Source organism: Paucibacter sediminis, from assembly GCF_030254645.1.
GTDB classification, from domain to species: domain Bacteria; phylum Pseudomonadota; class Gammaproteobacteria; order Burkholderiales; family Burkholderiaceae_C; genus Paucibacter_B; species Paucibacter_B sediminis.
The window spans coordinates 143915-165884 of record NZ_CP116346.1 but is presented as its reverse complement, the minus strand read 5'-3'; the positions used below and the strand labels follow the sequence as shown (position 1 = coordinate 165884).

The following is a 21970-nucleotide window of genomic DNA, read 5'->3' as shown; positions in this document are numbered from 1 at the left end:
CGCTAGGCGAGCGCGCCCAGCGCCCTCAGCACCGCCTCGGCGGTTGCCGGCGCGCGCAGCGGCGGGTCGCAGTGCGCGGGTCCGCAGGCGGCGATGGCGTCCTTGATCGCCAGCAGCACCGAGAAGGGCAGCAGCAGCGGCGGCTCGCCTACCGCCTTGGAGCGGTGGATGCTGTCTTCGCGGTTCGGCTGGTCGTAGAGCGCGACGCGGAAGTCCAGCGGGCTGTCGTTGGCGGTGGGGATCTTGTAGGTGCTGGGGGCGTGGGTGCTCAGCATGCCGGTCTTGGGATGCCACACCAGCTCCTCGGTGGTGAGCCAGCCCTGGCCCTGCACGAAGGCGCCCTCAACCTGGCCGATGTCCAGCGCCGGGTTGAGCGATTGGCCCACATCGTGCAGCACGTCGGCGCGCAGCACGCGGCTTTCGCCGCTCAACGTGTCCACCAGCACCTCGGCCACCGCCGCGCCATAGGCGTAGTAGTAGAAGGGCCGGCCCTGCAGGCGGCTGCGGTCCCAGTGCAGGCCGGGGGTGGCGTAGAAACCGTCGCTCCAGAGCTGGATGCGCTTCAGATAGGCCTGGGCCACCAGCTCCTTGAAGGCGATGGACTGCTTGCCGTTGCTGTCGCCGCTGCCGCCGACCCTGCCGCCGGCAAACTGCAGCTGCTCGGCCGGCAGGCCCAGCAGCTCGGCGGCCAGCGCCGCCAGGCGCTGCTTGATCTGGCGCGCAGCGTCCTGCGCGGCCTTGCCGTTGAGGTCGCTGCCGGTGGAGGCGGCGGTGGCCGAGGTGTTGGCCACCTTTTGGGTGTCGGTGGCGCTGGCGCGCACCTGGGCCAAGTCCAGCCCCAGCTCATGCGCCACCACCTGGGCCACCTTGGTGTTCAGGCCCTGGCCCATCTCGGTGCCGCCATGGTTCACCAGCACCGAGCCGTCGGTATAGACATGCACCAGCGCGCCGGCCTGGTTGAGGTGCACCACGTTGAAGGAGATGCCGAACTTCACCGGCGTGAGCGCCAGGCCGCGCTTGAGCACCGGGCTCTGCGCGTTCCAGGCGGCGATGGCGGCGCGGCGCGCGTGGTAGTCGCTGCTCGCCACCAGGCGCTCGGTGAGCGGCTGCAGGATGTTGTCGCTGACCTGCTGGCCGTAGGGGGTCAGGTCTTGACCCTTGGCCGGGTCGGCCTGGTAGAAATTGCGCTGGCGCACCAGCAGCGGGTCCAGCCCGAGGCGGCGCGCCACCGAGTCGATGATGATCTCGATGGCCAGCGCGCCCTGCGGGCCGCCGAAGCCGCGGAAGGCGGTGTTGCTCTGCGTGTTGGTCTTGGCGCCATAGCCATGCATGGCCACATGGGGCAGCCAGTAGGCATTGTCGAAATGGCACAGCGCGCGCGTCAGCACCGGGGCCGAGAGGTCGGCCGAGTGGCCGCAGTTGGAGATCAGGTCGATCTCGGCGGCGAGGATGCGGCCCGCGTCGTCGTAGCCCACGGTCCAGCGATAGTCGAAGCCATGGCGGCGGCCGGTGATCAGAAAGTCGTCGTCGCGGTCCAGGCGCAGCTTTACCGGCTTTTGCAACTTGTGCGCGGCCAGTGCCGCCACGCAGGCGAACAGCGCCGATTGCGATTCCTTGCCGCCGAAGCCGCCGCCCATGCGCCGGCATTGCACCTGCACCTGGTGCGCCTGCCAGGCCAGGGCATGGGCCACCAGCTGCTGCATCTCCGAGGGATGCTGGGTCGAGCAGTGGATCAAGAGGCCGCGGTCTTCCTGCGGCAGGGCGTAGGAGATCTGGCCCTCCAGATAGAACTGCTCCTGCCCGCCCACCGACCATTCGCCCTCCAGGCGATGCGGCGCGGCGGCCAGGGCTGCGGCCGGCTCGCCGCGCGTCAGGTGCATGGGCGGGATCACGTACTGGCCCAGGGCATGGGCCTCCCTGGCCGTCAGCACCGCGGGCAGGGCTTCGCAGCGCAGCGCCTGGCTGGCCAGCGCGGCGGCGCGGCGCGCCAGTTCGCGCTCGGTGGCAATCACCGCGAACACCGGCTGGCCCAGGTAGCGCAGCGTGTCCGAGGCAAGGATGGGGTCGTCGTGCAGCAGCGGGCCGCAGTTGTTCTCGCCGGGGAAGTCGGCGGCGGTGAACACCGCCACCACGCCGGGCTGGCGCCGGATCAGCTCGAGGTCGATGGCCAGCAGCCTGCCATGCGCCAGCGGCGAGAGGCCCAGCGCCGCATGCAGGGTGCCCTGGGCCTCGGCGATGTCGTCGATATAGCTGGCCTCGCCGCTCACATGCAGGTGGGCGGATTCATGCGCGCGGCTGGTGCCGACTTGCGCTTCGGCCATCAGGGGCAGATCGCTGGGCTTGTTCATGGCAGGCTCCGCTCGAAGGCCACGGCCTGCCAGACGCTGGTCTGGGCGGGGCTGAGTGGTGCGTCGGGTCTGGTTTCCAGCCAGCAGCGGCGCATGAGGTTTTGCGCCACCTGCAGGCGGTAGGCGGCGCTGGCGCGCATATCGCTGAGCGGCGTGAAGTCCTGCGCCAGCGCATCGGCGGCGGCGCGGGCGCTGGCCTCGCTCCAGGGCCGGCCCAGGAGGGCGGCCTCGGCCTGGGCGGCGCGCTTGACGATGGCGGCCATGCCGCCGAAGGCCAGCCGCGCTTCGCTCACCACGCCGGCCTCCACGCGCAGCGCGAACACGCCGCACACGGCCGAGATGTCGCTGTCGTAGCGCTTGGCAATCTTGTAGGCGCGCAGCTGCGTGCCGGCCGCGGGCAGGGGCAGGTGCAGGGCCTCGACGAACTCGCCGGACTGCAGCGCGTTCTTCATGTAGTCGAGGTAGAAATCCTGCAGCGGCAGGCGGCGCTGGGCATCGCCGCGGCGCAGCACGATGTCGGCGCCCAGCGCGATCAGGGCCGGCGCGCCGTCGCCGATCGGCGAGCCGTTGGCGATATTGCCGCCCAGGGTGCCGGCATGGCGCACCGGTGGCGAGGCAAAGCGCAGCCACAGCTCGCGCAGCGGCGGCAGCTGTTCGGCCAGCGCGCGCCAGGCGTCTTCCAGGCTGGCGCCGGCGCCTATCCACAGGCCGGGCAGGCCCTGGAAGGGCTCGCTGCGGATCTCGCGCAGCTCGGGCACGGCGCCGAGGAAGATCACGTCGCCCAGCTGTTTGTGCTGCTTGTTGACCCACAGGCCCACATCGGTGGCGCCGGCCAGCAGGCGCGCGCCGGGCTTGCTCATGCGCAGGGTGGCCAGGTCGGGCAGGCTGCGCGGGATGTGGAAGCAGTCCTCGGCGCCGGTGACCGGGTTGGGGCCGCGGTAATGCAGGCCTGCGTCGGCGCGCAGGGCCTGCAGCGCCGCGATGATGGGGGCGCGCTCCAGCGGCGCGGCGGGCGCATCGAACATGCGCTCGCCGGCATCGAGGATAGGCCGGTAGCCGGTGCAGCGGCACAGGTTGCCGGCCAGATCGTCGGCGAGCTGCTGGCGCGTCGGCCGCGTGCCGGCGGCCTGGTGGCGTTCGTAGACGGCCTGCATGCTGACGGAGAAACCGGGCGTGCAGAAACCGCATTGCGAGCCATGGCAGTCCACCAGGGCCTGCTGCGCCGGGTTCAGGGCCTGGGCCGAGCCCAGGTCTTCCACCGTCAGCAGGGCGCGGCCGTCCAGGCTGGGCAGGAACATGATGCAGGCATTCACATTGCGCAGCTGCAACTCCTGCTCGCCCTGCAATTCGCCCACCAGCACGGTGCAGGCGCCGCAGTCGCCCTCGGCGCAACCCTCCTTCGTGCCGCAGTGATGGGCATGCTCGCGCAGCCACCGCAGCACCGTGGTGGTGGGCGGCAGGCCCTGGACCTCCTGGATCTGGCCGCGGTGATAGAAGCGGATGGGGCGCGTGTTCATGGACGAGAAGGAAAAAAGGCTGGCTCCGGACAATCCCGAACGGTAATGGCTTTGCTCATAGACAATATACGACCCAAACAATGGACTTCATCAAGCAGCGCGTATGAGCCTGAAGGCGGACTTCGACAAGATCGAGCTTCAACTCGTGCGGGTCTTGCATACCGTGATCTCGGAACGCAGCGTTTCCAAGGCGGCCCTGCGCCTGCATAGTACGCAGCCCGCGGTGAGCGCGCAGCTGCGGCGCCTGCGTGCCCTTACCGGCGACGCGCTCTTGGTGCGCAGCGGCGCCGGCATGACGCCCACCGCCACCGCCCTGCAATTGCTGGAGCCCGCCGGCCGCCTGCTGCGCGAGGCCGAGACCCTGTTCGGCGCGCGGCGGCGCTTGAGCGGCTTCGAACCCGCCACCGCCCAGCTGCGCTTTCGCATTGCCGCCAGCGATTACCTCGACCCCTTCTTCCTGCCCGAGCTGGCCGCCCACCTGCTGCGCCTTGCGCCGGGCGTGCAGCTGGACCTGCAGCCGCTCTCGGCCGACTACGACTACCGCCGCGCGCTGGCACGCGGCGAGGTGGACCTGGTGATCGGCAACTGGCTGGAGCCGCCCGAGGAGCTGCACCTGGCGCGCCTGCTCAGCGACGAGGTGGTGTGCCTGGTGAGCGAGCAGCATCCGATGGCCAGGAGCAACGGCCGGGGCTGGACCGTGGAGCGCTACCTGGCCAGCCAGCACCTGGCGCCGATGCCGCTCTCGGCCGGCCTGCCCGGGGTGATCGACCAGCACCTGGCCAAGCAGGGCCTGGCGCGCACGATCGCGGTGCGCAGCGCCCATTTCGGCCAGCTGCCGCAGATGGTGGCCCATAGCCTGCTGGTGCTGACCACCGGGCGCCTGTTCTGCTCGCGCTATCTCGACAGCCTGCCGGTGCGCGTGCTGCGCTGCCCGGTGAGCTTCCCGCCCATGGCCTACTACCAGCTCTGGCACGATGTGAGCCATGCCAGCGCGCCGATGCGCTGGCTGCGCGAGCAGGTGCGCGAGGTGGCGCGCACCCTGGTGGCGCAGGCGCCCGCCAGCTCGCGCGTCCGATCCTGACCCATGACTCCTGCGAACCCCGTGACCTCCGCAACCTCCCGTTCCAAGCTCGCTCTGCGCGGCGACCTGCTCGACTTCACCGCTAGCCCCGCCTGGGGCCAGCTGGACAGCCCCGCCGTGCGCTTCCAGCCCGACCATTGGCTCTTGATCGACGAGTATGGCCGCATCGCCGGCACGCAAGGCCAGGAGCCCGATGCCAGCTGGACCAAGCAGGACCACCGCGGCCGCCTGATCCTGCCCGGCTTCATCGACACCCATGTGCATGCCCCGCAGCTGGACGTGATTGCCTCCTATGGCGCCGAACTGCTGGACTGGCTCAACACCTACACCTTCCCGGCCGAGCAGCGCTATGCCGACCCGGCGCTGGCGCGGCGCGGCGCGGCGCGCTTTCTGGATGCGCTGCTGGCCCATGGCACGACCTCGGCGGTGGTGTTCCCGACCGTGCACAAGGTCTCGGCCGAGGCGCTGTTCGAGGCGGCTCGGTCGCGCGGCATGCGCCTGATCGCCGGCAAGGTGCTGATGGATCGGCACGCGCCCGACGGCCTGCGCGACGATGTGGCCCAGGCCGAGCGCGACTGTGTGGATCTGATCCAACGCTTTCATGGCCAGGAGCGCCTGGCCTATGCGGTGACCGTGCGCTTTGCGCCCACCAGCACGCCGGCCCAATTGGCCATGGCCGGCGCCCTGTGCCGGGCGGATGCCTCGCTATATGTGCAGACCCATGTGGCCGAGAACCGCAGCGAGGTCGAGTGGGTGGCCAGGCTCTTCCCGGCGGCGCGCAGCTATCTGGACGTCTATGCCCGCGAGGGCCTGCTGCACCCCAGGGCGGTGCTGGCCCATGGCATCTGGCTGGACGAGGCGGACCGCGCCGTGCTTGCCGAAAGCGGCGCCCAGGTGGCCTTCTGCCCCTCGTCCAACCTGTTCCTGGGCAGCGGCCTGTTCGACTGGGTGGGTGCGCGCGCGGCCGGCTTTGCGGTCAGCGCGGCCAGCGATGTGGGCGGCGGCACCAGCCTGTCGATGCAGCGCACGCTCGCCGACGGCTACAAGGTGCAGGCCATGGCCGGCCAGCGCCTCACCGCCTGGGTGGCCCTGCACGCGGCCACGCGCGGCGCCGCCGAGGGCCTGGGCCTGCAGCACGAGATCGGCCACTTCGGCCTGGGTACACTGGCCGACGTTTGTGTCTGGGACTGGGCCCGGGGCCCGGTGGCCGAGGCCCGCTTCGAGGTGGCACGCGAGTTGCACGAGAAGCTGTTTGCCTGGATGACGCTGTCCGATGAACGCAATCTGGTGACCAGCCTGGTGGCTGGCCGCACGCGCTACCAACGACCCACATGATCCAACCATTGCGCCTGCAACTCAGTGGCATCAGCAAGCAGTACCCGGCCGTGAAGGCCAACGATGGTGTGCACCTGAGCGTGGCGCCGGGCCAGATCCATGCGGTGCTGGGCGAAAACGGTGCGGGCAAGAGCACCCTGATGAAGATCATCTACGGTGCGGTGCAGCCCGACGAGGGTCAGGTCTTGTGGAACGGCCAGGCCGTCAGCATCAGGAGCCCGGCACAGGCGCGACAGCTGGGCATCAGCATGGTCTACCAGCATTTCTCGCTGTTCGACACCCTCAGCGCCGCCGAGAACGTCTGGCTGGGCCTGGACAAATCGCTCAGCCTGGCCGAGGTCACCGCCCGCATCAGCGCGGTGGCGCAGAGCTATGGCCTGGCGGTGGACCCGGCGCGGCCGGTGCACACGCTCTCGGTGGGCGAGCGCCAGCGCGTCGAGATCGTGCGCGCGCTGATGACGAATCCGCAGCTGCTGATCCTCGACGAACCCACCTCGGTGCTGACCCCGCAGGCGGTGCAGACGCTGTTCCAGACCCTGCGCAAGCTGGCCGAGCAGGGCTGCTCCATCCTCTACATCAGCCACAAGCTGGACGAGATCCGCGCCCTGTGCCACCACTGCACGGTGCTGCGCGCCGGCCGCGTCACCGGCGAGGTGGACCCGCGCGGCCAGAGCAATGCCGAACTCTCGCGCCTGATGATTGGCGCCGAGCCGCCCCAGCTGCGGCACGCCGCGCCGCGCGGCAGCGGCGCGCTGGCGCTGGAATTGAAGGGCTTGAGCCTGCCCAAGGCGGAGCCCTTCGGCACCGCGCTGGAGGGCATCGCGCTGCGGCTGCATGCCGGCGAGATCCTCGGCGTGGCCGGGGTCTCGGGCAATGGCCAGCAGGAGCTGATGGCCGCGCTCTCGGGCGAGGACGCGCGCGCGCCGCGCGGTTCGGTGCAGCTGTTCGGCCAGGACATCGCCCAGGCCAGCGCGCGCAAGCGCCGCCGCCTGGGCCTGCATTTCGTGCCCGAGGAACGCCTTGGCCGCGGCGCCGTGCCGACGCTCTCGCTGGCGCAGAACACCTTGCTGACGCGCACCGAGGCGGTCAACGCGGCGGGCTGGATCAGCCAGGGCCCGGTGCAGCGCCTGGCGGAGGAGCTGATCGCGCGCTTCAAGGTCAAGGCCGGCGGCGCGGGCGCCGCGGCCAAGAGCCTCTCGGGCGGCAATCTGCAGAAGTTCATCGTCGGCCGCGAGATTGATGCCAAACCCAAGGTGCTGGTGATTGCCCAGCCCACCTGGGGCGTGGACGTGGGCGCGGCGGCGCAGATACGCGGCGAGTTGTTGGCGCTGCGCGATGCCGGCTGCGCGCTGCTGGTGGTGAGTGAGGAGTTGGACGAATTGTTCGAGATCAGCGACCGGCTGGTGGTGATGGCCAATGGGCGCGTCTCGCCGGCCATCACCATGGCCGAGGCCACGGTGGAAAAGATCGGCGCCTGGATGAGCGGGCTCTGGCAGGAGGAGGGCGCGCAGCATGCTCAGGCTTGAGATCCGCCCGCAGCCGTCCAAGCTGATGTCGCTGGCCTCGCCGCTGCTGGCGCTGGCCATCACCACGCTGCTGGGCATTGCGCTGTTCCTGCTGCTGGGCAAGGACCCGCTGCGCGGCCTGCAGATGTTCTTCTGGGAGCCCATCAAGAGCGCCTATGGCTGGAGCGAGCTGGGCATCAAGGCCACGCCCCTGGTGCTGATCGCGCTGGGCCTGGCGGTGTGCTTCCGCTCGAACGTGTGGAATATCGGCGCCGAGGGCCAGTTCGTGGTGGGCGCGCTGGCCGGCGGCTGGGTGGCGATGCAGGCGGATGCCAGCAGCGGCCGCAGCATCGTGCTGTGGATCCTGCTGGCCGGCGTGGCCGGCGGCATGGCCTGGGCCGCCCTCACCGCCTGGCTGCGCGACCGCTTCAACGCCAGCGAGATCCTGGTCAGCCTGATGCTGGTCTATGTGGCCGACCTGCTGCTGGGCTACCTGGTCTACGGGCCCTGGAAAGACCCGAACGGCTACAACTTCCCGCAAAGCATCAGCTTCCTGGCCGTCACCAAGATCCCCAAGCTGTTCGACGGCTGGCGCGTCAATATCGGCGTGCTGATCGCGCTGGGGTCAGTCCTTGCCTGCTGGGCGCTGCTGTTCCGCACCTATGCCGGCTTTGCCCTGCAGGTGGGCGGGCTGGCGCCGGCGGCGGCGCGCTATGCGGGCTTCAGCTCGCGGCGTTCGCTCTGGCTGGCCCTGCTGCTGTCCGGCGGCATGGCGGGCCTGGCGGGGGCGCTGGAGGCGGCCGGGCCGCTGGGCCAGCTCACGCCCTATGTGCCGGCCGGCTACGGCTTCGCCGCCATCATCGTGGCCTTCGTGGGGCGCCTGCATCCGGTGGGCATCATCTTCTCGGCCATCCTGATGAGCATGTTCTACATCGGCGGTGAACTGGCGCAATCGCGCCTGGGCCTGCCCAAGTCCATCACCGGGGTGTTCCAGGGCCTCTTGCTGTTCACGCTCCTGGCCTGCGACACACTGATCCACTACCGCATTCGTCGGGCCAGGAGCTGACCAGATGGAATCGATCGCACTGCTGATCGCCGCCACGCTCAACGCCGGCACGCTGCTGGCCATCGCGGCCCTGGGCCTGCTGATCAACGAACGCTCGGGCATCGTCAACCTGGGCGCCGAGGGCATGATGCTGGTGGCCGCCATCGCCGGCTTCGCCACCGCGGTGCATACCGGCAGCGACTGGCTGGGCTTTGCCGCCGGCATGGGCGCGGGCGCGCTGCTGGCGGCGGCCTTCGGCGTGCTGGTGATCTGGCTCAACACCAACCAGTACGCGGCCGGCCTGGCGCTGAGCCTGTTCGGCGGCGGCTTCTCGGCCTTTGTGGGCATTTCCTACACCCAGGCCAAGCTGGGCCCGCGGCCGAACTTCGCGGTGCCAGGTCTTGCCGACATCCCCTTCATCGGCCCGGCGCTGTTCCGCCAGCATCCGCTGGTCTATGGCGCGATCGCGCTGGCACTGTTGTTGGGCTGGTTTCTGTACCGCTCGCGCGCCGGTCTGGTGCTGCGTGCGGTGGGCGAATCACCCGAGTCGGCCCATGCCCTGGGCTATCCGGTGCGCCGCATCCGCCTGGCCGCGGTGATGACGGGCGGCGCGCTGTGCGGCCTGGCCGGGGCCTATGTGTCGGTGGTCTACACGCCGCTGTGGGTGGAGGGCATGATCGCCGGCAAGGGCTGGATCGCGCTGGCCCTCACCACCTTCGCCACCTGGCGGCCCGCGCGCGTGCTGCTGGGCGCCTATCTGTTCGGCGGCGTCACCATGCTGCAGTTCCATCTGCAGGGGCAGGGCGTCGAGATCGCCAGCCAGTTCCTCAGCATGCTGCCCTATCTGGCCACCATCGCGGTGCTGGTGCTGATCTCCAGCAATGCCAACTTCATCCGCGCCAACATGCCGGCCTCGCTGGGCAAGCCCTTCTTCCCGGGCGCCTAGATCCTTGGCATGGAACGTGCAACGGTTCCGTTCCGAGTCTGTCAGCAGTTTTCACAACCTTGGGAGTCCCCCCGATGATGCCTTTGGCCCGCACCCTTCTTGCCCTGAGCCTGCTTGCCGCCGGCCTGTCCGCCCAGGCCGCCGACTGGAGCGATAGCTCGATCGGCTACCGCTACGGCAGCAAGTTCGCCGAGCCCTACAACCCGCAGGACATCAGCAAGAACATCCTCAACCTGACGCATGCCAGCGGCTACAAATACGGCACGAATTTCTTCAATGCCGACCTGCTGCTGTCCGACAGCAAGGACCCCTCCAGCGCCGGGTCCAAGGACGGCGCCCACGAGGTCTATGTGGTGTACCGCCACACGCTCGACCTGGAGAAGGTGAGCGGCAGCCCCTTCAAGTTCGGCCCGGTGCGCGGCCTGGGCGTGACGGCGGGCTTCGACTTCAACACCAAGACCGATGCTGGCTACAACAGCAAGAAGCGCATGCTGGTGGCGGGCCCGACGCTGATGCTGGACGTGCCGGGCTTTCTCAACGTCAGCCTGCTGGGCCTGAAGGAAAGCAATGCGCCCTACAGTACCTTCTCGGGCACGGCCACGCCGCGCTACGACTACAAGTTCCACTGGATGCTGACGGCGGCCTGGGCGATCCCCTTCAACGTCGGCATCCCGCTGTCTTTCGAGGGTTATGCCAACTTCATCGCCGCCAAGGGCCGCGACGAATTCGGCGGCCAGACCGCGCGCGAGACCAATGTCGACATGCAGCTGATGTACGACCTCAGCGGCGGCAAGAACACCTTCAAGCTGGGCCTGGAGTACCAGTACTGGAAGAACAAGTTCGGCAACGACAGCGGCGGCCCGGCCGGCAAGGGTGCCATTGCCAAGACGCCGATGATCCGCGCCGAGTACCATTTCTGACCCGCAGCCCAAGCACGGAGCCAACCCATGACTGTTTCAGACCCCAAGCGCCACTTCCTCCGCATCGCCGGCTGGACGACTGTTGCCGCCACCGCCGCCCTGCTGGGCTGCGGCAAGAAGGAGGAACAAGCCGCCCCGGCCGCGTCCGCGCCGGCCTCGGCCGCCGCGCCCAAGCCCGAGCCGCTGAAGATCGCCTTTGCCTATGTCGGCCCGGTGGGCGACGGCGGCTGGACCTTCGCGCATGACAACGGCCGCAAGGCGGTGGAGAAGGAGTTCGGCGACAAGGTCGTCACCAGCTTCGTTGAAAAAGTGCCCGAGGCGGCCGACGCCGAGCGCGTGTTCCGCGACATGGTGGGCCAGGGCAACAAGCTGATCTTCGGCACCACCTTCGGCTATATGGAGTCCATGCTCAAGGTGGCGGCCGACAGCAAGGACGTGAAGTTCGAGCATGCCACCGGCTACAAGCAGGCCGACAACATGCGCACCTACGACTCGCGCACCTACGAGGGCGCCTACATGGCCGGCGTGGTGGCGGGCAAGATGACGAAGAGCGGCACGTTGGGCGTGGTGGGTTCGATCCCCATTCCCGAGGTGATCCGCAACATCAACAGCTTCACCCTCGGTGCGCAGAGCAGCAACCCGAAGGTCAAGGTCAAGGTGGTGTGGGTGAACGAATGGTTCAACCCGCCCAAGGAGACCGAGGCCGCGCAATCGCTGATCAACGGCGGTGCCGATGTGCTGATGCAGAACACCGACTCCTCGGCCGTGCTGCAGACCGCCGAGAAGAACGGCAAGTACGCCTTCGGCTGGGATTCCGACATGACCGCCTACGGCCCCAAGGCCCACCTGGCCTCGGCCGTCATCAACTGGGGCCCCTATTACGTGGCCGCGGTGCGCGAGGCGCTGGACGGCAAGTGGCAGGCCGGCGCCGGCAAGCATGCATGGTGGGGCGTGAAGGAGGGCGCGATCGATCTCGTCTCGCTCAACGAGGCCGTGCCCGCCGAGACGCGCGAACAGATCGACAAGGTCAAGGCCGGCCTGAAGGACGGCACGTTCGCGATCTGGAAGGGCCCCATCCTCGGCCAGGACGGCAAGGAAATGGTGAAGAAGGACGAGGTCGCGGACGACAAGTTCCTCTCCGGCATCAACTTCTACGTCAAGGGCGTGGAAGGCAAGGTGCCGAGCGGCAAGTGAGGCCGTGCCCGGCGCGCGCCGGCAGCTGACGAGCAAGGCCACCGCGCCATCGGGCGCGGTGGCCTTTTTTTCACCTCCTCACTTGGGCAGGGTGAAGGCGTAGAGCTTGTTGTTCGGGCTGCCAAAGGTGCCGAACAGATTGCCGTAGCCGGAGCCCCAGAACACCTCGCCGCGCGAGATCGCCGCGCCCGACAGGCAGGAGCCGCCGCTGCTGAACTTCCACAGCTCCACACCGGTGGCCGCATCCAGCGCATACATATAGCCGTTGATGCGGTCCAGCGAGCAACCGAACACCACGCCATTGGTGGTGGTCACCGGGCCCGAGGTGCTGCCGCCGCCCGAGGGCCGGGTCTGCCACAGCAACTGGCCGGTGGCGGCGTCAAGCGCGCTCCAGACCCCGCTGGTCGAGCCGCCGGCGCTGGGCCAGGGCACCAGGTCGCTGTTGGAATTGGCGGTGTAGACGCGCCGGCCGTCCACCGCCGAACCCCATTGCAGACCGCCAGCGGTGCCGCCGGGGCCCGCCTGGGTGACCCACAGCACCGCGCCGGTGTCGGGGTCGAGTGCCCAGTACTTGCCGCTCTTCTGGCCGGCACCGACCATTTCACGCGGCTTGCTCGCGCCGTTGGGCGTGGCGCTGAACAGCGCCGGCGCCTGGCCGAAGTCGTAGTCGGGGCCGGTCGGGCTGGGGCAGGCACTCGGGTCGCCAAAGCCGATGCAGGCGGCGATCCAGGTGTCGGCCGGCAAGGCCTTGGTGCCCCAGCGGATCGCGCCGGTGCGGATGTCCAGCGCCAGCACGGCGTCGAAGAAGTTGTCCGCGGCCAGGCAGGCGCGCACCGCGTTGGTGTCGGTGCCGGCGGCGATCACGCAGGTGCGTGCTGCGTCCGGGATCGAGTAGTTGTTGCCGGTGGCCACATAGACCTGGCCGCGCCGCACGTCGACCGCCGGCGAGCTGCCCCAGACCGCGCCACCGGTATAGCCCAGCGGCAGCGTATAGGTCTTCCACAGGATGGCGCCGGTGTCGGCATCCAGCGCGAGCTGGCTGCCGCGGAAGCTGCAGCAGAAGCCGACCAGGCCGGCCAGCGCCTCTTCCATCGAGGCGACGCCGACAAACACGCGGCCGTCATGCACCGTGGCCGATTGCGTGACGATGGCCGCATAGTGGTTGTCCAGCTGGGTCTTCCACAGCAGCGCGCCGGTGCTCTTGTCGAAGGCCAGCATCATGCCGCCCTGGCCACCGCCGGCGATGGCCCCGCCCTGGGTGCCGATATAGAGCTTGTCCTCGGTCAGCGCCGGGGTGGCGCGCGCCTTGTCCATGGCTGAGCCGCTCACATCCGACAGCTTCACTCGCCAGACCTGCTGGCCGGTCTTGCGATCCAGCGCATACAGATAGCCGGCCCAATCGGGGAAGTAGACCCGGTTGGCATCGACGGCAGGGGTGGCGGACACGTCGCCGGCGGTGGTGAAGACCCATTTCGGGCTCAGCCCGCCGACCGTCAGCACGCTGATGCCGCCGCTCTGGTTCTGGTAACGCGTGTTGCCAAGGTTCTGGCCGGCAGTCGGCCAGTTGTTGTCGGAGGCGTCCGCAGCGGCGGGCAGCGCCGTGCATAGCAAGCCGGTCACGGTCAAGCCGGCCAAGGCCAGCCTCTGCCATTGCCTTGTTGTCTTGTAGGTGTCCATATGAGCTCCTTGCTCGTCCCAGCGGCGCGCAATGTGGTGGGTCACGCAGCGATCCCCGACCCGACCGCGGCAGCCGCTGCAGAGCGGCCAGGCTGATCCGATCAGACCGGAGCCGCCGCGCCGGTGCAATCGGAAACCCGGCAATAGCAGTGACAGGCCAGGGGAGGGATTACGAGCCTTGTAGAAACCGGCCGGCGCGCGCCGCCAGCGATGGCGGGCAAGGCATGGCTGCCATCGCTTACCGTTCTTACCTTGCGGAAACCTCAGCGCGGCGCGTCACGCCCCACCAGCCGCGACCAACGCAGCAACTCGGCGTCGTCCGCCAGCAGGGCGCGCGTGGCCGCTGCACCCGGGTGCGTGCGGATCTTCTGCAGCAGGGCGGCCTCGTCCAGCCCCGCGATATAGGCGGCGATCTGCTGCTGCGCGGGAATGAAGCCGCGGTTGGCCATGCTGTAGCTCTGGGTCATGATGGCCTCGATGACGGCCGCCATCTGCTTGTCGATGAAACGCTGGTCCGCGTTGGGCACTTGCTCGTCCCTGTCTTTGCTCTGACTGCTCATGGACCGCATTGTGGTCACGGCAGCCGGCAAGCAGGGGTGCAGACGGTTGCAAGGCGTTTCAGCGGAAAGAGCCCGCCTACGCCACGGATTCCGCAGTCTGTCCGAACGCTGTGCCATGGCTTGGGGCCTGCCCTTACAGTCGCGCCAATCCGGGCCGGCGGTCGGCCTGGTTCGAAACATGGGAGTGGAGGATGAAGATGCTGGGGAAGAAGAAAATGCATGCGCTGCCCGTGCTGCTGGCCGGCTTGCTGGCGGGTGGCTGCTGGGCTGGGACGGCGGCCGGCGCTGCGGTGGCGAAGTCAGGCATGGCGAGCCGCGCCAGCGAGGCGCCCAGGCGCTACACCATCGAGCAGTTCATGGCCACCACGGCCATCAGCGGCGCCTCCTTCAGCGCCGACGAGCAGCGCATCCTCTTCACCAGCAATGCCAGCGGCCTGCCGAATGTCTACAGCATGCCGGTCGCGGGCGGCGCGCCGACGGCACTCACCAACTCGACCAAGGACAGCCATTACGCCGTCAGCTACTTCCCCGATGACGACCGCGTGCTCTACACGCGCGACCAGGGCGGCAACGAGCAGAACCACCTCTATGTGCGCGAGCTGGATGGCAAGGAGCAAGACCTGACCCCGGGCGACAAGCTCAAGGCAAGCTTCGTGGGCTGGGCCGGCGACGGCAGCGCCTTCTATGTCAGCAGCAACGAACGCGATGCCAAGAGCTTCGACCTGTATCGCTACGACGCTCGGAGCTATGCGCGCACCCTGGTGTTCAGGAACGAGCAGGCCTTCGAGATCTCGGCCGTCAGCCGCGACGGGCGCTGGATCGCGCTGGGCAAGATCAACACCACGGCCGACTCCGACGTCTATCTCTATGACACGCAGACCCTGGCGCTCAAGCACCTGACACCGCACGAGGGCGTGGCCGGCCAGCGCGCCGCCGCCTTCGATCCGGCCTCGCAGCGCCTGCTGATACTCAGCGACGCCGGCACCGAATTCAAGCGCCTGCAGGCCTATGAGCTGGCCAGCGGCCAGACCAGCGAGCTCGAGAAGGCCGACTGGGACATCGAGTACAGCTACTTCTCGCGCGACGGGCGCTACCGCGTCACCGGCGTGAACGCCGACGCCAGCATCGCGATCCGCGTGCAGGACGCCGTCAGCGGCAAGCCGGTGCAACTGCCCAAGCTGCCGGGCGGCGAGATCCGCGGCGTGAGCTTCTCCAGGAGCGGCGCCAAGATGGCCTTCTACCTGAACGGCGACCGCTCGCCCAACAATCTGGTGGTCTACGACTTTGCCAGCCAGCAGGCCAGGCAGCTGACACAGAGCCTGTCCAAGGAGATTGCCAGCGCCGACCTGGTGGACTCGCAGGTGGTGCGCTTCAAGTCCTTCGACGGTCTTGCCATCCCCTCCGTGCTCTACCTGCCCAAGGAAGCGTCACCGAACCGCAAGGTGCCGGCCCTGGTGTGGGTGCATGGCGGCCCTGGCGGCCAGACCATGCGCGGCTATTCGGCGCTGATGCAGTACTTCGCCAACCACGGCTACGCGGTGCTGGGCATCAACAACCGCGGCAGCTCGGGCTATGGCAAGAGCTTCTTCACCGCCGACGACGGCAAGCATGGCCGCGAGCCGCTGTGGGACTGCATCGAGGCCAAGACCTATCTGGCCGGCACCGGCGTGGTGGATATCGAACGCATCGGCATCATCGGTGGCTCCTATGGCGGCTACATGACGCTGGCCGCCATGGCCTTCCGCCCCGAGGCCTTCAAGGTCGGCATCGATATCTTCGGCGTCAGCAACTGGCTGCGCACGCTGGAGGCCATTCCGCCCTATTGGGAGAGCTTCCGCAAGGCGCTCTACCAGGAGGTGGGCGATCCGGTGAAGGACCGGGACTTCCTGGTTGCCACCTCGCCGCTGTTCCATGCCAAGGAGATCAAGAAGCCGCTGATGGTGATACAGGGTGCCAACGACCCGCGCGTCATCAAGCCCGAGAGCGACGAGATCGTCGCCGCGGTCAAGGCCAATGGCGTGCCGGTCGAGTACCTGGTGTTCGACGACGAGGGCCACGGCTTTTCCAAGAAGAAGAACCAGATCGAGGCGAATCGCCGCATGCTGGCCTTCCTGGACCGCTATCTGCGGCCCTGAGCTGCCCCGTCGAGTTTGACGTCGCACAAACTTCCGCCTGATTGCCGAGGCGCCCGCGCGCCTATGTCGGCAAGCTGACAGACGCTTGTCCGGGGCGCCGCCTAGTCTGCGCCCCAGACCGATGCGGGGCCTTCGCCCCTGACGCGGCGCAGTCAGCAGGAGACGGGACATGGGCAGTGCAGACGATGGCGCGGATGTGCTGGTGGTGGGCGCCGGCATCGCCGGGCTGAGCGCCACGCTGGAGTTGCTGGACGCCGGCCGGCGCGTACTGCTGCTGGACCGCGACCGCCCCGAGGCGATCGGCGGCCTGGCCAGGGAGAGCTTTGGCGGCATGTTCCTGGTGGACACGCCCGAGCAGCGCCGCGCCGGCATCCGCGACAGCGAGGCGCTGGCGCTGGCCGACTGGCTCAGCTTTGCCGAGTTCGGCGCCGACGAGCGTTGGCCGCGCGCCTGGGCCGAGCATTATGTGAGCCGCTGCACCGCCGAGGTAGGCGACTGGCTGCGCGCCGGCGGCCTGCGCTACTTCCCGGTGCCCAATTGGGTGGAGCGCGGCCTCTACCTGCCGGGCAACTCGGTGCCGCGCTTCCACATCGTCTGGGGCACCGGCGAGGCGCTGGTGCAGCACCTGCTCGATCGCATCGAACGCCACCCGCGGCGCGCGGCGCTGACGCTGCGCTTCGGCCAGCGCGTCGAGCGCCTGCTGCAGCAGGGCGGGGCGGTGGTGGGCGTGGCCGGCCATGCCGAGGGGGCTGAAGGGGCTGAGGGGGCCGAGTTCGAGCACCATGCCGGCGCGGTGCTGCTGGCCGCCGGCGGCATCAACGGCAACCTGGCGCGCGTGCGCGCCCATTGGCATGCCGACTGGGGCCAGCCGCCCGCGCGCCTGCTGAATGGCTCGCACCGCTATGCCGATGGCCTGCTGCACGATGCCGTGGCCGCCGCGGGCGGCTGCATCACCCATCTGGACCGGCAGTGGAACTACGCCGCCGGCGTGGCCCATCCGCGCCCGCGCAAGCCCGAGCATGGGCTCTCGCTGGTGCCGCCGCGCTCGGCCCTGTGGTTGAACTGGCGTGGTGATCGCATCGGCCCCATGCCGCTGGTGACCGGCTATGACACGCGCGATCTGGTGGCGCGCATCTGCGCCGAGCCGCGCGCCTATTCCTGGCAGCTGATGAACCGCCGCATCGCGCTCAAGGAGCTGGCGGTCTCGGGCGCAGAGTTCAACCCCTCGGTGCGCGAGCGCCGCTGGCTCGGCTTTGCGCGCGACCTGCTGCTGGGCAACCGCTGGCTCTACCGCGAGATGCTGGCGGGCTGCCCGGACTTCGTGCAGGCCCCCGACCTGGCCGGGCTGGTGGCGCGCATGAACGCGCTGCAGGGCGACCAGGCGGTGGAATTGGCGCGCGTGCGCGCCGGCGTCGAGGCCTACGACGCCAACGTCGCGCGCGGCCCGGCCCTGCACAACGACGAGCAGCTGCGCCGCATCGCCCAGCTGCGCGAGTGGAAGGGCGACCGCATCCGCACCTGCAAGCCCCGCCCCCTGCTCGACCCGCGGGCCGGCCCGCTGATCGCGGTGCGCGAGCACATCATCAGCCGCAAGAGCCTGGGCGGCATGCAGACCGATCTGGCCAGCCGCGTGCTGTGCCATGCGGGCCAGCCCATCCCGGGCCTGCTGGCGGCCGGCGAGGCCGCGGGCTTCGGCGGCGGCGGCCTGCATGGGCTGCGCGCGCTGGAGGGCACCTTCCTGGGCGGCTGCGTGCTGAGCGGGCGCATCGCCGGGCGCAGCGCGGCGGCCCAGACCTGAACACGACGGAGACCATCATGACGAAGAAAAGAACCGGTGCCTGGCTGGCGGTGCAGGCGCTCGAACGCCTGGGGGTGCGCTACACCTTCGGCATCCCCGGCGTGCACAACACCGAGATCTACGACGAGCTCAACAGCTCGGCCCTGATCACCCCGGTGCTGGTGACGCACGAGGGCGGCGCGGCCTTCATGGCCGACGCGGTGAGCCGCACCTCGGACAGCACCGGCACCCTGGTGATCGTGCCCGCGGCCGGCGCCACCCATGCGGCCAGCGGCATCGGCGAGGCCTTTCTCGACGGCATCCCGATGCTGGTGATCTGCGGCGGCATCAGGCGCGACAGCGGCCGGCGTTACCAGCTGCACGAGATCGACCAGCAGGGCTTCATGCGCGGCCTCACCAAGGCCTGCTTCCTGATCGAGCGCCATGCCGACATCGTGCCCACGCTCTACCAGGCCTGGCGCATCGCCAACGAGGGCGAGCCGGGGCCGGTGTTCGTCGAGATCCCGGTGGAGCTGCAGCTGTTCCCGGCCGAGGTCGGCGACGAGCTGCCCGCGCCGCCGCGGCTGGAGCCGCCGCCCCTGCCGCCGGCCGAGGCGCTGCGGCGCGCCGCCGAGCTCTTGCGCGGCGCGCGCCGGCCGGGGCTGTTCCTCGGCTGGGGTGCGCGCGGCGCGGGCGCGCAGACGCGCGCCATCGCCGAATACCTGCAGGCGCCGGTGGCCACCACGCTGCAGGGCCTGTCGGCCTTCGAGGCGCAGCATCCGCTGCACTGCGGCTTCGGCTTCGGCGCCGCCGCGGTGCCGGCGGCGCGCGGCGCCTTCGAGGGCTGCGACGCCATGCTGGCGGTGGGCACGCGCTTCGGCGAGATCGCCACCGGCAGCTATGGCGTGGCGGTGCCGGCGGCGCTGGTGCACCAGGACATCAATCCCGCGGTGTTCGACGCCAACTACCCGGCCGCGGTGCGGCTGCCCGGCGACGCCGCCCCGGTGCTGACGGCGCTGCTGGCCGAGCTGCAACGCCTGGGCCCGGCGCGGGCGCCGGACAGCGCGCTGCAGCAGCGCATCGCGCGCGCCAAGGCCGACTACCAGCGCGCCTGGCTGGCGCACGACAGCCGCGGCCGCGTCAACCCGGCGCGCTTCTTCCAGGCGCTGCGCGAGGTGCTGCCGGACGACGTCATCACCGTGGTCGACGATGGCAACCACACCTACCTGACCGCCGAGCTGTTCCCGGTGCGCAGCCTGGGCTCGCTGATCGTGCCCACCGACTTCAACGCCATGGGCTATGCGGCGCCGGCGGCGATCGGCGCCAAGCTGGCGAATCCGCGGCGCGAGGTGGTGGCCATCATCGGCGACGGCGCCTTCATGATGAGCTGCATGGAGCTGGTATCGGCGACGCGCCTGGGCCTGGGCCTGGTGTGCTTCATCTTCCACGACGGCGAGCTCTCGCAGATCGCGCAGGCGCAGCAGATCCCCTACAACCGCAAGCCCTGCACCGCGTTGGGCGCGGTGGACTTTGCCGGCGTGGCCCAGGCCACCGGCGCCGACTATGTGGCGATCGCCAGCGACGCCCAGTTGGCCGAGGGCATTGCGCGGGCGCGCGCCAGCGCCGCACGCGGCCGCGTGGCGGTGGTGGACGTGGCGATCGACTACAGCCGCCGCACCGCCTTCACCGAGGGCGCGGTGAAGGTCAACTTCAGGCGCTTCCCGCTCGCCCAGCGCCTGCGCATGGTGACGCGCGCGGTGAAGCGCAGAATCAGCGGCTAGATGCCAGCCCGAAGCCAGCCCGCTGCCAACGACGATGTGCGCCAGCACCTGGCGCTGCTGTTGCGCGGGCGCTGGTTCGCCGGCATCTCGGCGCCGCTGCGCGAGGCCCTGCTGGACGCGGCCGCGCTGCGCAGCCTGCCTGCCGGCGCCCGGCTGTTCGGCCGCGGCGAGCCGGCTGACGGCCTTTACGCGGTGCTGCGCGGTGCGCTGCTGATCAGCGGCGTCAGCGAGGCCGGCCGGCAGAGCAGCCTGCTGGTGCTGGAGCCGCCCAGCTGGTTCGGCGAGATCGCGCTGTTCGACGGGGGGCCGCGCACCCACGATGCCCAGGCGCTGCAGGACGCGCTGCTGCTGCATGTGCCCAGCAGCCGGCTCGACGCCCTGCTGGCCGCGCGGCCGCAGTACTGGCGCGAGCTGGGCCTGCTGCTGGCCGACAAGCTGCGGCGCGCGCTGCTGGCCTTCGAGGACCAGGCCCTGCTGGGCGCTGGGCCGCGGCTGGCGCGCCGCCTGCTGATGCTGGCCGAGGGCTTCGAGACGCGGCCCGGCGGCCCGTGCCAGCGCATCGCGCTGTCGCAGGAGCAGCTGGCGATGATGGTGGCGGTGTCGCGCCAGACCGCCAACCAGCTGCTCAAGGCGCTGGCGGCGCGCGGCATCGTGAGCCTGCAGCGCGGCGGCATCGAGATCCTCGATCCGGCGGGCCTGCGCGCCGCCGCCGCGCTCGATTAGCCAGCGCTACTTCACCGCCGCCGCCGCGTCCAGCATGCCGGCACCGAAGAAGGAGGTGTTGCCCATGCCGCCTGTGCATTGCCGCGCGTCGCCGCTGGGCCAGTCGGCCGGGCAGGCCATGGGGCTGGCCGAGGCGCGCAGCAGCGCCGCCACCGCGCCCGCGGGCATGCCGGGATGGCGCTCGCGTATCAGCGCCGCCACGCCCGCCGCGTGCGGCGAGGCCATCGAGGTGCCGCTGATCCAGACATAGCGCCCGCCACCGCTTTCAACGGCGCGGTTGGCGCCGATCAGGGCCTCCCAGGTGCCGGTGGCGTCGGTGATGGACCAGCCGGCCAGCACGCGTCCGCGGCCAAACACTGTGCCGGCGGTCTGGCTGGCATCGCCGCCGGGGGCCGCCACGTCCACCGGCGTGCCGACATTGGAATAGCTCGCCAGCGTCCTCACGCCGGTGGCCGACACCGTGATGACGCCCGGCAGCTCGGCCGGCGCCACGCGGCAGTTGTTGCGCACCACGCGGCCGATGGCGCCGCCGGGCGGCCAGTCGGGGCTGATGTCGTCGGTGCTGGGGTGGCCCAGGTCCTGCGCCTCGTTGCCGGCGGCCGCCACGATCACCACGCCGCGCGACTGGGCGTAGCGTGCGGCGTCCTGCAGCTCGCGCAGCATGGCGCGCTGGCCGGCCTCGTTGGCGCAGTAGTACAGATAGGGATCGGCAAACAGGCTGAGGTTGACCACGTCCAGCCCCTGGTCGCCGGCATAGCGCAGCGCCGCCGCCACCGAGTCGGCGAAGCAGTAGCCGCTGATGGTGCAGGCCTTCAGCGCCACGATGCTGGCCTCGGGCGCCACACCGATGATGCCGATGCCATTGGCGCGCGCGCCTATGGTGGTGGCCGTGTGCGTGCCGTGGCCGCCGAGATCCTGCACCGCGCCCTTGTTCGTGCAGTCGCCATTGGCGATCTCGGCCGGGTCGGCGGTGGGCGTGCTGCCGTAGATGAAGGAGCAGGAGCGTGCCACGTCGATGGCGCCCACCAGGTCCGGGTGGTAGAAGTCGATCCCGCCATCGATGACGCCGACCTTGACGCCCTTGCCGGTGGCCTTGGCGCGCGCCGCGCCGGCCTTGATCACCGCCATGTCCCATTGGCAGGCCGAGAGCTGGTCGGGGCCGCCGCTGCCCGGATAGCCAAGCGTACAGCGCGCATTCGCCGTGCCCCCGTCGATCAGGACCGCCGTGTCCGCCTGACCGGGCGAGCTCATGCCCAGCAGCAGCAGGGTGGCTGCCAGCGTGATCGATCCCTTGGCTTGAAAGGAAAGCTTTTCCATACCGGGTCTCCATGGGTGTTGGTGTGGTGGGTGTGGCCGCGCGCCTGGCGTGCCACCGGCTCAGCGTAGGCACTCTGCACTCCCATCACCATCCCGCAGAACATGGTCG

Annotated in this window: 16 protein-coding genes; 11 read left to right on the top strand and 5 right to left on the bottom strand. The window is 69.8% G+C overall.

Going from position 1 to position 21970, the window contains the following annotated elements; genetic code table 11:
• Positions 1-2: 2 nt before the first annotated feature.
• Together xdhB and xdhA are read right to left on the bottom strand one after the other, a co-directional pair.
• Positions 3-2348, bottom strand: a complete 2346-nt coding sequence (gene xdhB / locus PFX98_RS00755; RefSeq protein ID WP_285233259.1) for a xanthine dehydrogenase molybdopterin binding subunit — start codon at positions 2346-2348, stop codon at positions 3-5.
• Complete coding sequence (gene xdhA / locus PFX98_RS00750) at positions 2345-3865, bottom strand: xanthine dehydrogenase small subunit (RefSeq protein ID WP_285233258.1); 1521 nt, start codon at positions 3863-3865, stop codon at positions 2345-2347. The genes xdhB and xdhA overlap by 4 nt, the downstream gene beginning before the upstream one ends.
• Before the next feature lie 103 nt (positions 3866-3968).
• Here xdhA and PFX98_RS00745 point away from each other — a divergent pair, with 103 nt between their 5' ends.
• The 7 genes from PFX98_RS00745 to PFX98_RS00715 all read left to right on the top strand — a co-directional run bounded on the left by PFX98_RS00745 (position 3969) and on the right by PFX98_RS00715 (position 11891).
• Entirely contained in the window at positions 3969-4946 is a 978-nt protein-coding gene (locus PFX98_RS00745; RefSeq protein ID WP_285233257.1) for a LysR family transcriptional regulator, read from the top strand.
• A 3-nt stretch (positions 4947-4949) separates the two neighbouring features.
• A complete protein-coding gene (guaD, locus tag PFX98_RS00740; protein ID WP_285233256.1) occupies positions 4950-6281 on the top strand; it encodes a guanine deaminase in 1332 nt (443 codons plus the stop codon).
• Positions 6278-7807: an ABC transporter ATP-binding protein gene (locus PFX98_RS00735; protein ID WP_285233255.1), complete on the top strand. Its 1530-nt coding sequence runs from the start codon at positions 6278-6280 to the stop codon at positions 7805-7807. Before guaD ends, PFX98_RS00735 begins: the two co-directional genes overlap by 4 nt.
• Complete coding sequence (locus tag PFX98_RS00730; protein ID WP_285233254.1) at positions 7794-8852, top strand: ABC transporter permease; 1059 nt, start codon at positions 7794-7796, stop codon at positions 8850-8852. The genes PFX98_RS00735 and PFX98_RS00730 overlap by 14 nt, the downstream gene beginning before the upstream one ends.
• 4 nt (positions 8853-8856) lie before the next feature.
• Positions 8857-9777, top strand: coding sequence for an ABC transporter permease (locus PFX98_RS00725; RefSeq protein ID WP_285233253.1), 921 nt, complete (start codon positions 8857-8859; stop codon positions 9775-9777).
• A gap of 74 nt (positions 9778-9851) precedes the next feature.
• Positions 9852-10697 (top strand): outer envelope protein, encoded by an 846-nt coding sequence (locus tag PFX98_RS00720; protein WP_425334649.1) that lies wholly within the window; start codon positions 9852-9854, stop codon positions 10695-10697.
• A gap of 27 nt (positions 10698-10724) precedes the next feature.
• Complete coding sequence (locus PFX98_RS00715) at positions 10725-11891, top strand: BMP family ABC transporter substrate-binding protein (RefSeq protein WP_285233252.1); 1167 nt, start codon at positions 10725-10727, stop codon at positions 11889-11891.
• 78 nt (positions 11892-11969) lie between these two features.
• Here PFX98_RS00715 and PFX98_RS00710 read toward each other — a convergent pair whose 3' ends face one another.
• Together PFX98_RS00710 and PFX98_RS00705 are read right to left on the bottom strand one after the other, a co-directional pair.
• Positions 11970-13568 (bottom strand): outer membrane protein assembly factor BamB family protein, encoded by a 1599-nt coding sequence (locus PFX98_RS00710; RefSeq protein ID WP_285233251.1) that lies wholly within the window; start codon positions 13566-13568, stop codon positions 11970-11972.
• 263 nt (positions 13569-13831) lie between these two features.
• Positions 13832-14128: a hypothetical protein gene (locus PFX98_RS00705; RefSeq protein ID WP_285233250.1), complete on the bottom strand. Its 297-nt coding sequence runs from the start codon at positions 14126-14128 to the stop codon at positions 13832-13834.
• 215 nt (positions 14129-14343) lie between these two features.
• Between PFX98_RS00705 and PFX98_RS00700 the strand changes: the two genes are divergently transcribed.
• From PFX98_RS00700 to PFX98_RS00685, 4 genes are all read left to right on the top strand, one after another.
• The gene (locus PFX98_RS00700) at positions 14344-16263 is read left to right on the top strand and encodes a S9 family peptidase (protein WP_285233249.1); all 1920 of its coding nucleotides are present in this window, start codon (positions 14344-14346) and stop codon (positions 16261-16263) included.
• A 169-nt stretch (positions 16264-16432) separates the two neighbouring features.
• Complete coding sequence (locus PFX98_RS00695; RefSeq protein WP_285233248.1) at positions 16433-18061, top strand: FAD-binding dehydrogenase; 1629 nt, start codon at positions 16433-16435, stop codon at positions 18059-18061.
• A gap of 17 nt (positions 18062-18078) precedes the next feature.
• The gene (locus PFX98_RS00690) at positions 18079-19821 is read left to right on the top strand and encodes a thiamine pyrophosphate-binding protein (protein ID WP_285233247.1); all 1743 of its coding nucleotides are present in this window, start codon (positions 18079-18081) and stop codon (positions 19819-19821) included.
• Entirely contained in the window at positions 19822-20544 is a 723-nt protein-coding gene (locus tag PFX98_RS00685) for a Crp/Fnr family transcriptional regulator (protein WP_285233246.1), read from the top strand.
• Between the two features lie 6 nt (positions 20545-20550).
• Here the strand turns inward: PFX98_RS00685 and PFX98_RS00680 are convergent, their stop codons facing one another.
• The gene (locus tag PFX98_RS00680) at positions 20551-21861 is read right to left on the bottom strand and encodes a S8 family peptidase (protein WP_285233245.1); all 1311 of its coding nucleotides are present in this window, start codon (positions 21859-21861) and stop codon (positions 20551-20553) included.
• Between the last annotated feature and the right edge of the window lie 109 nt (positions 21862-21970).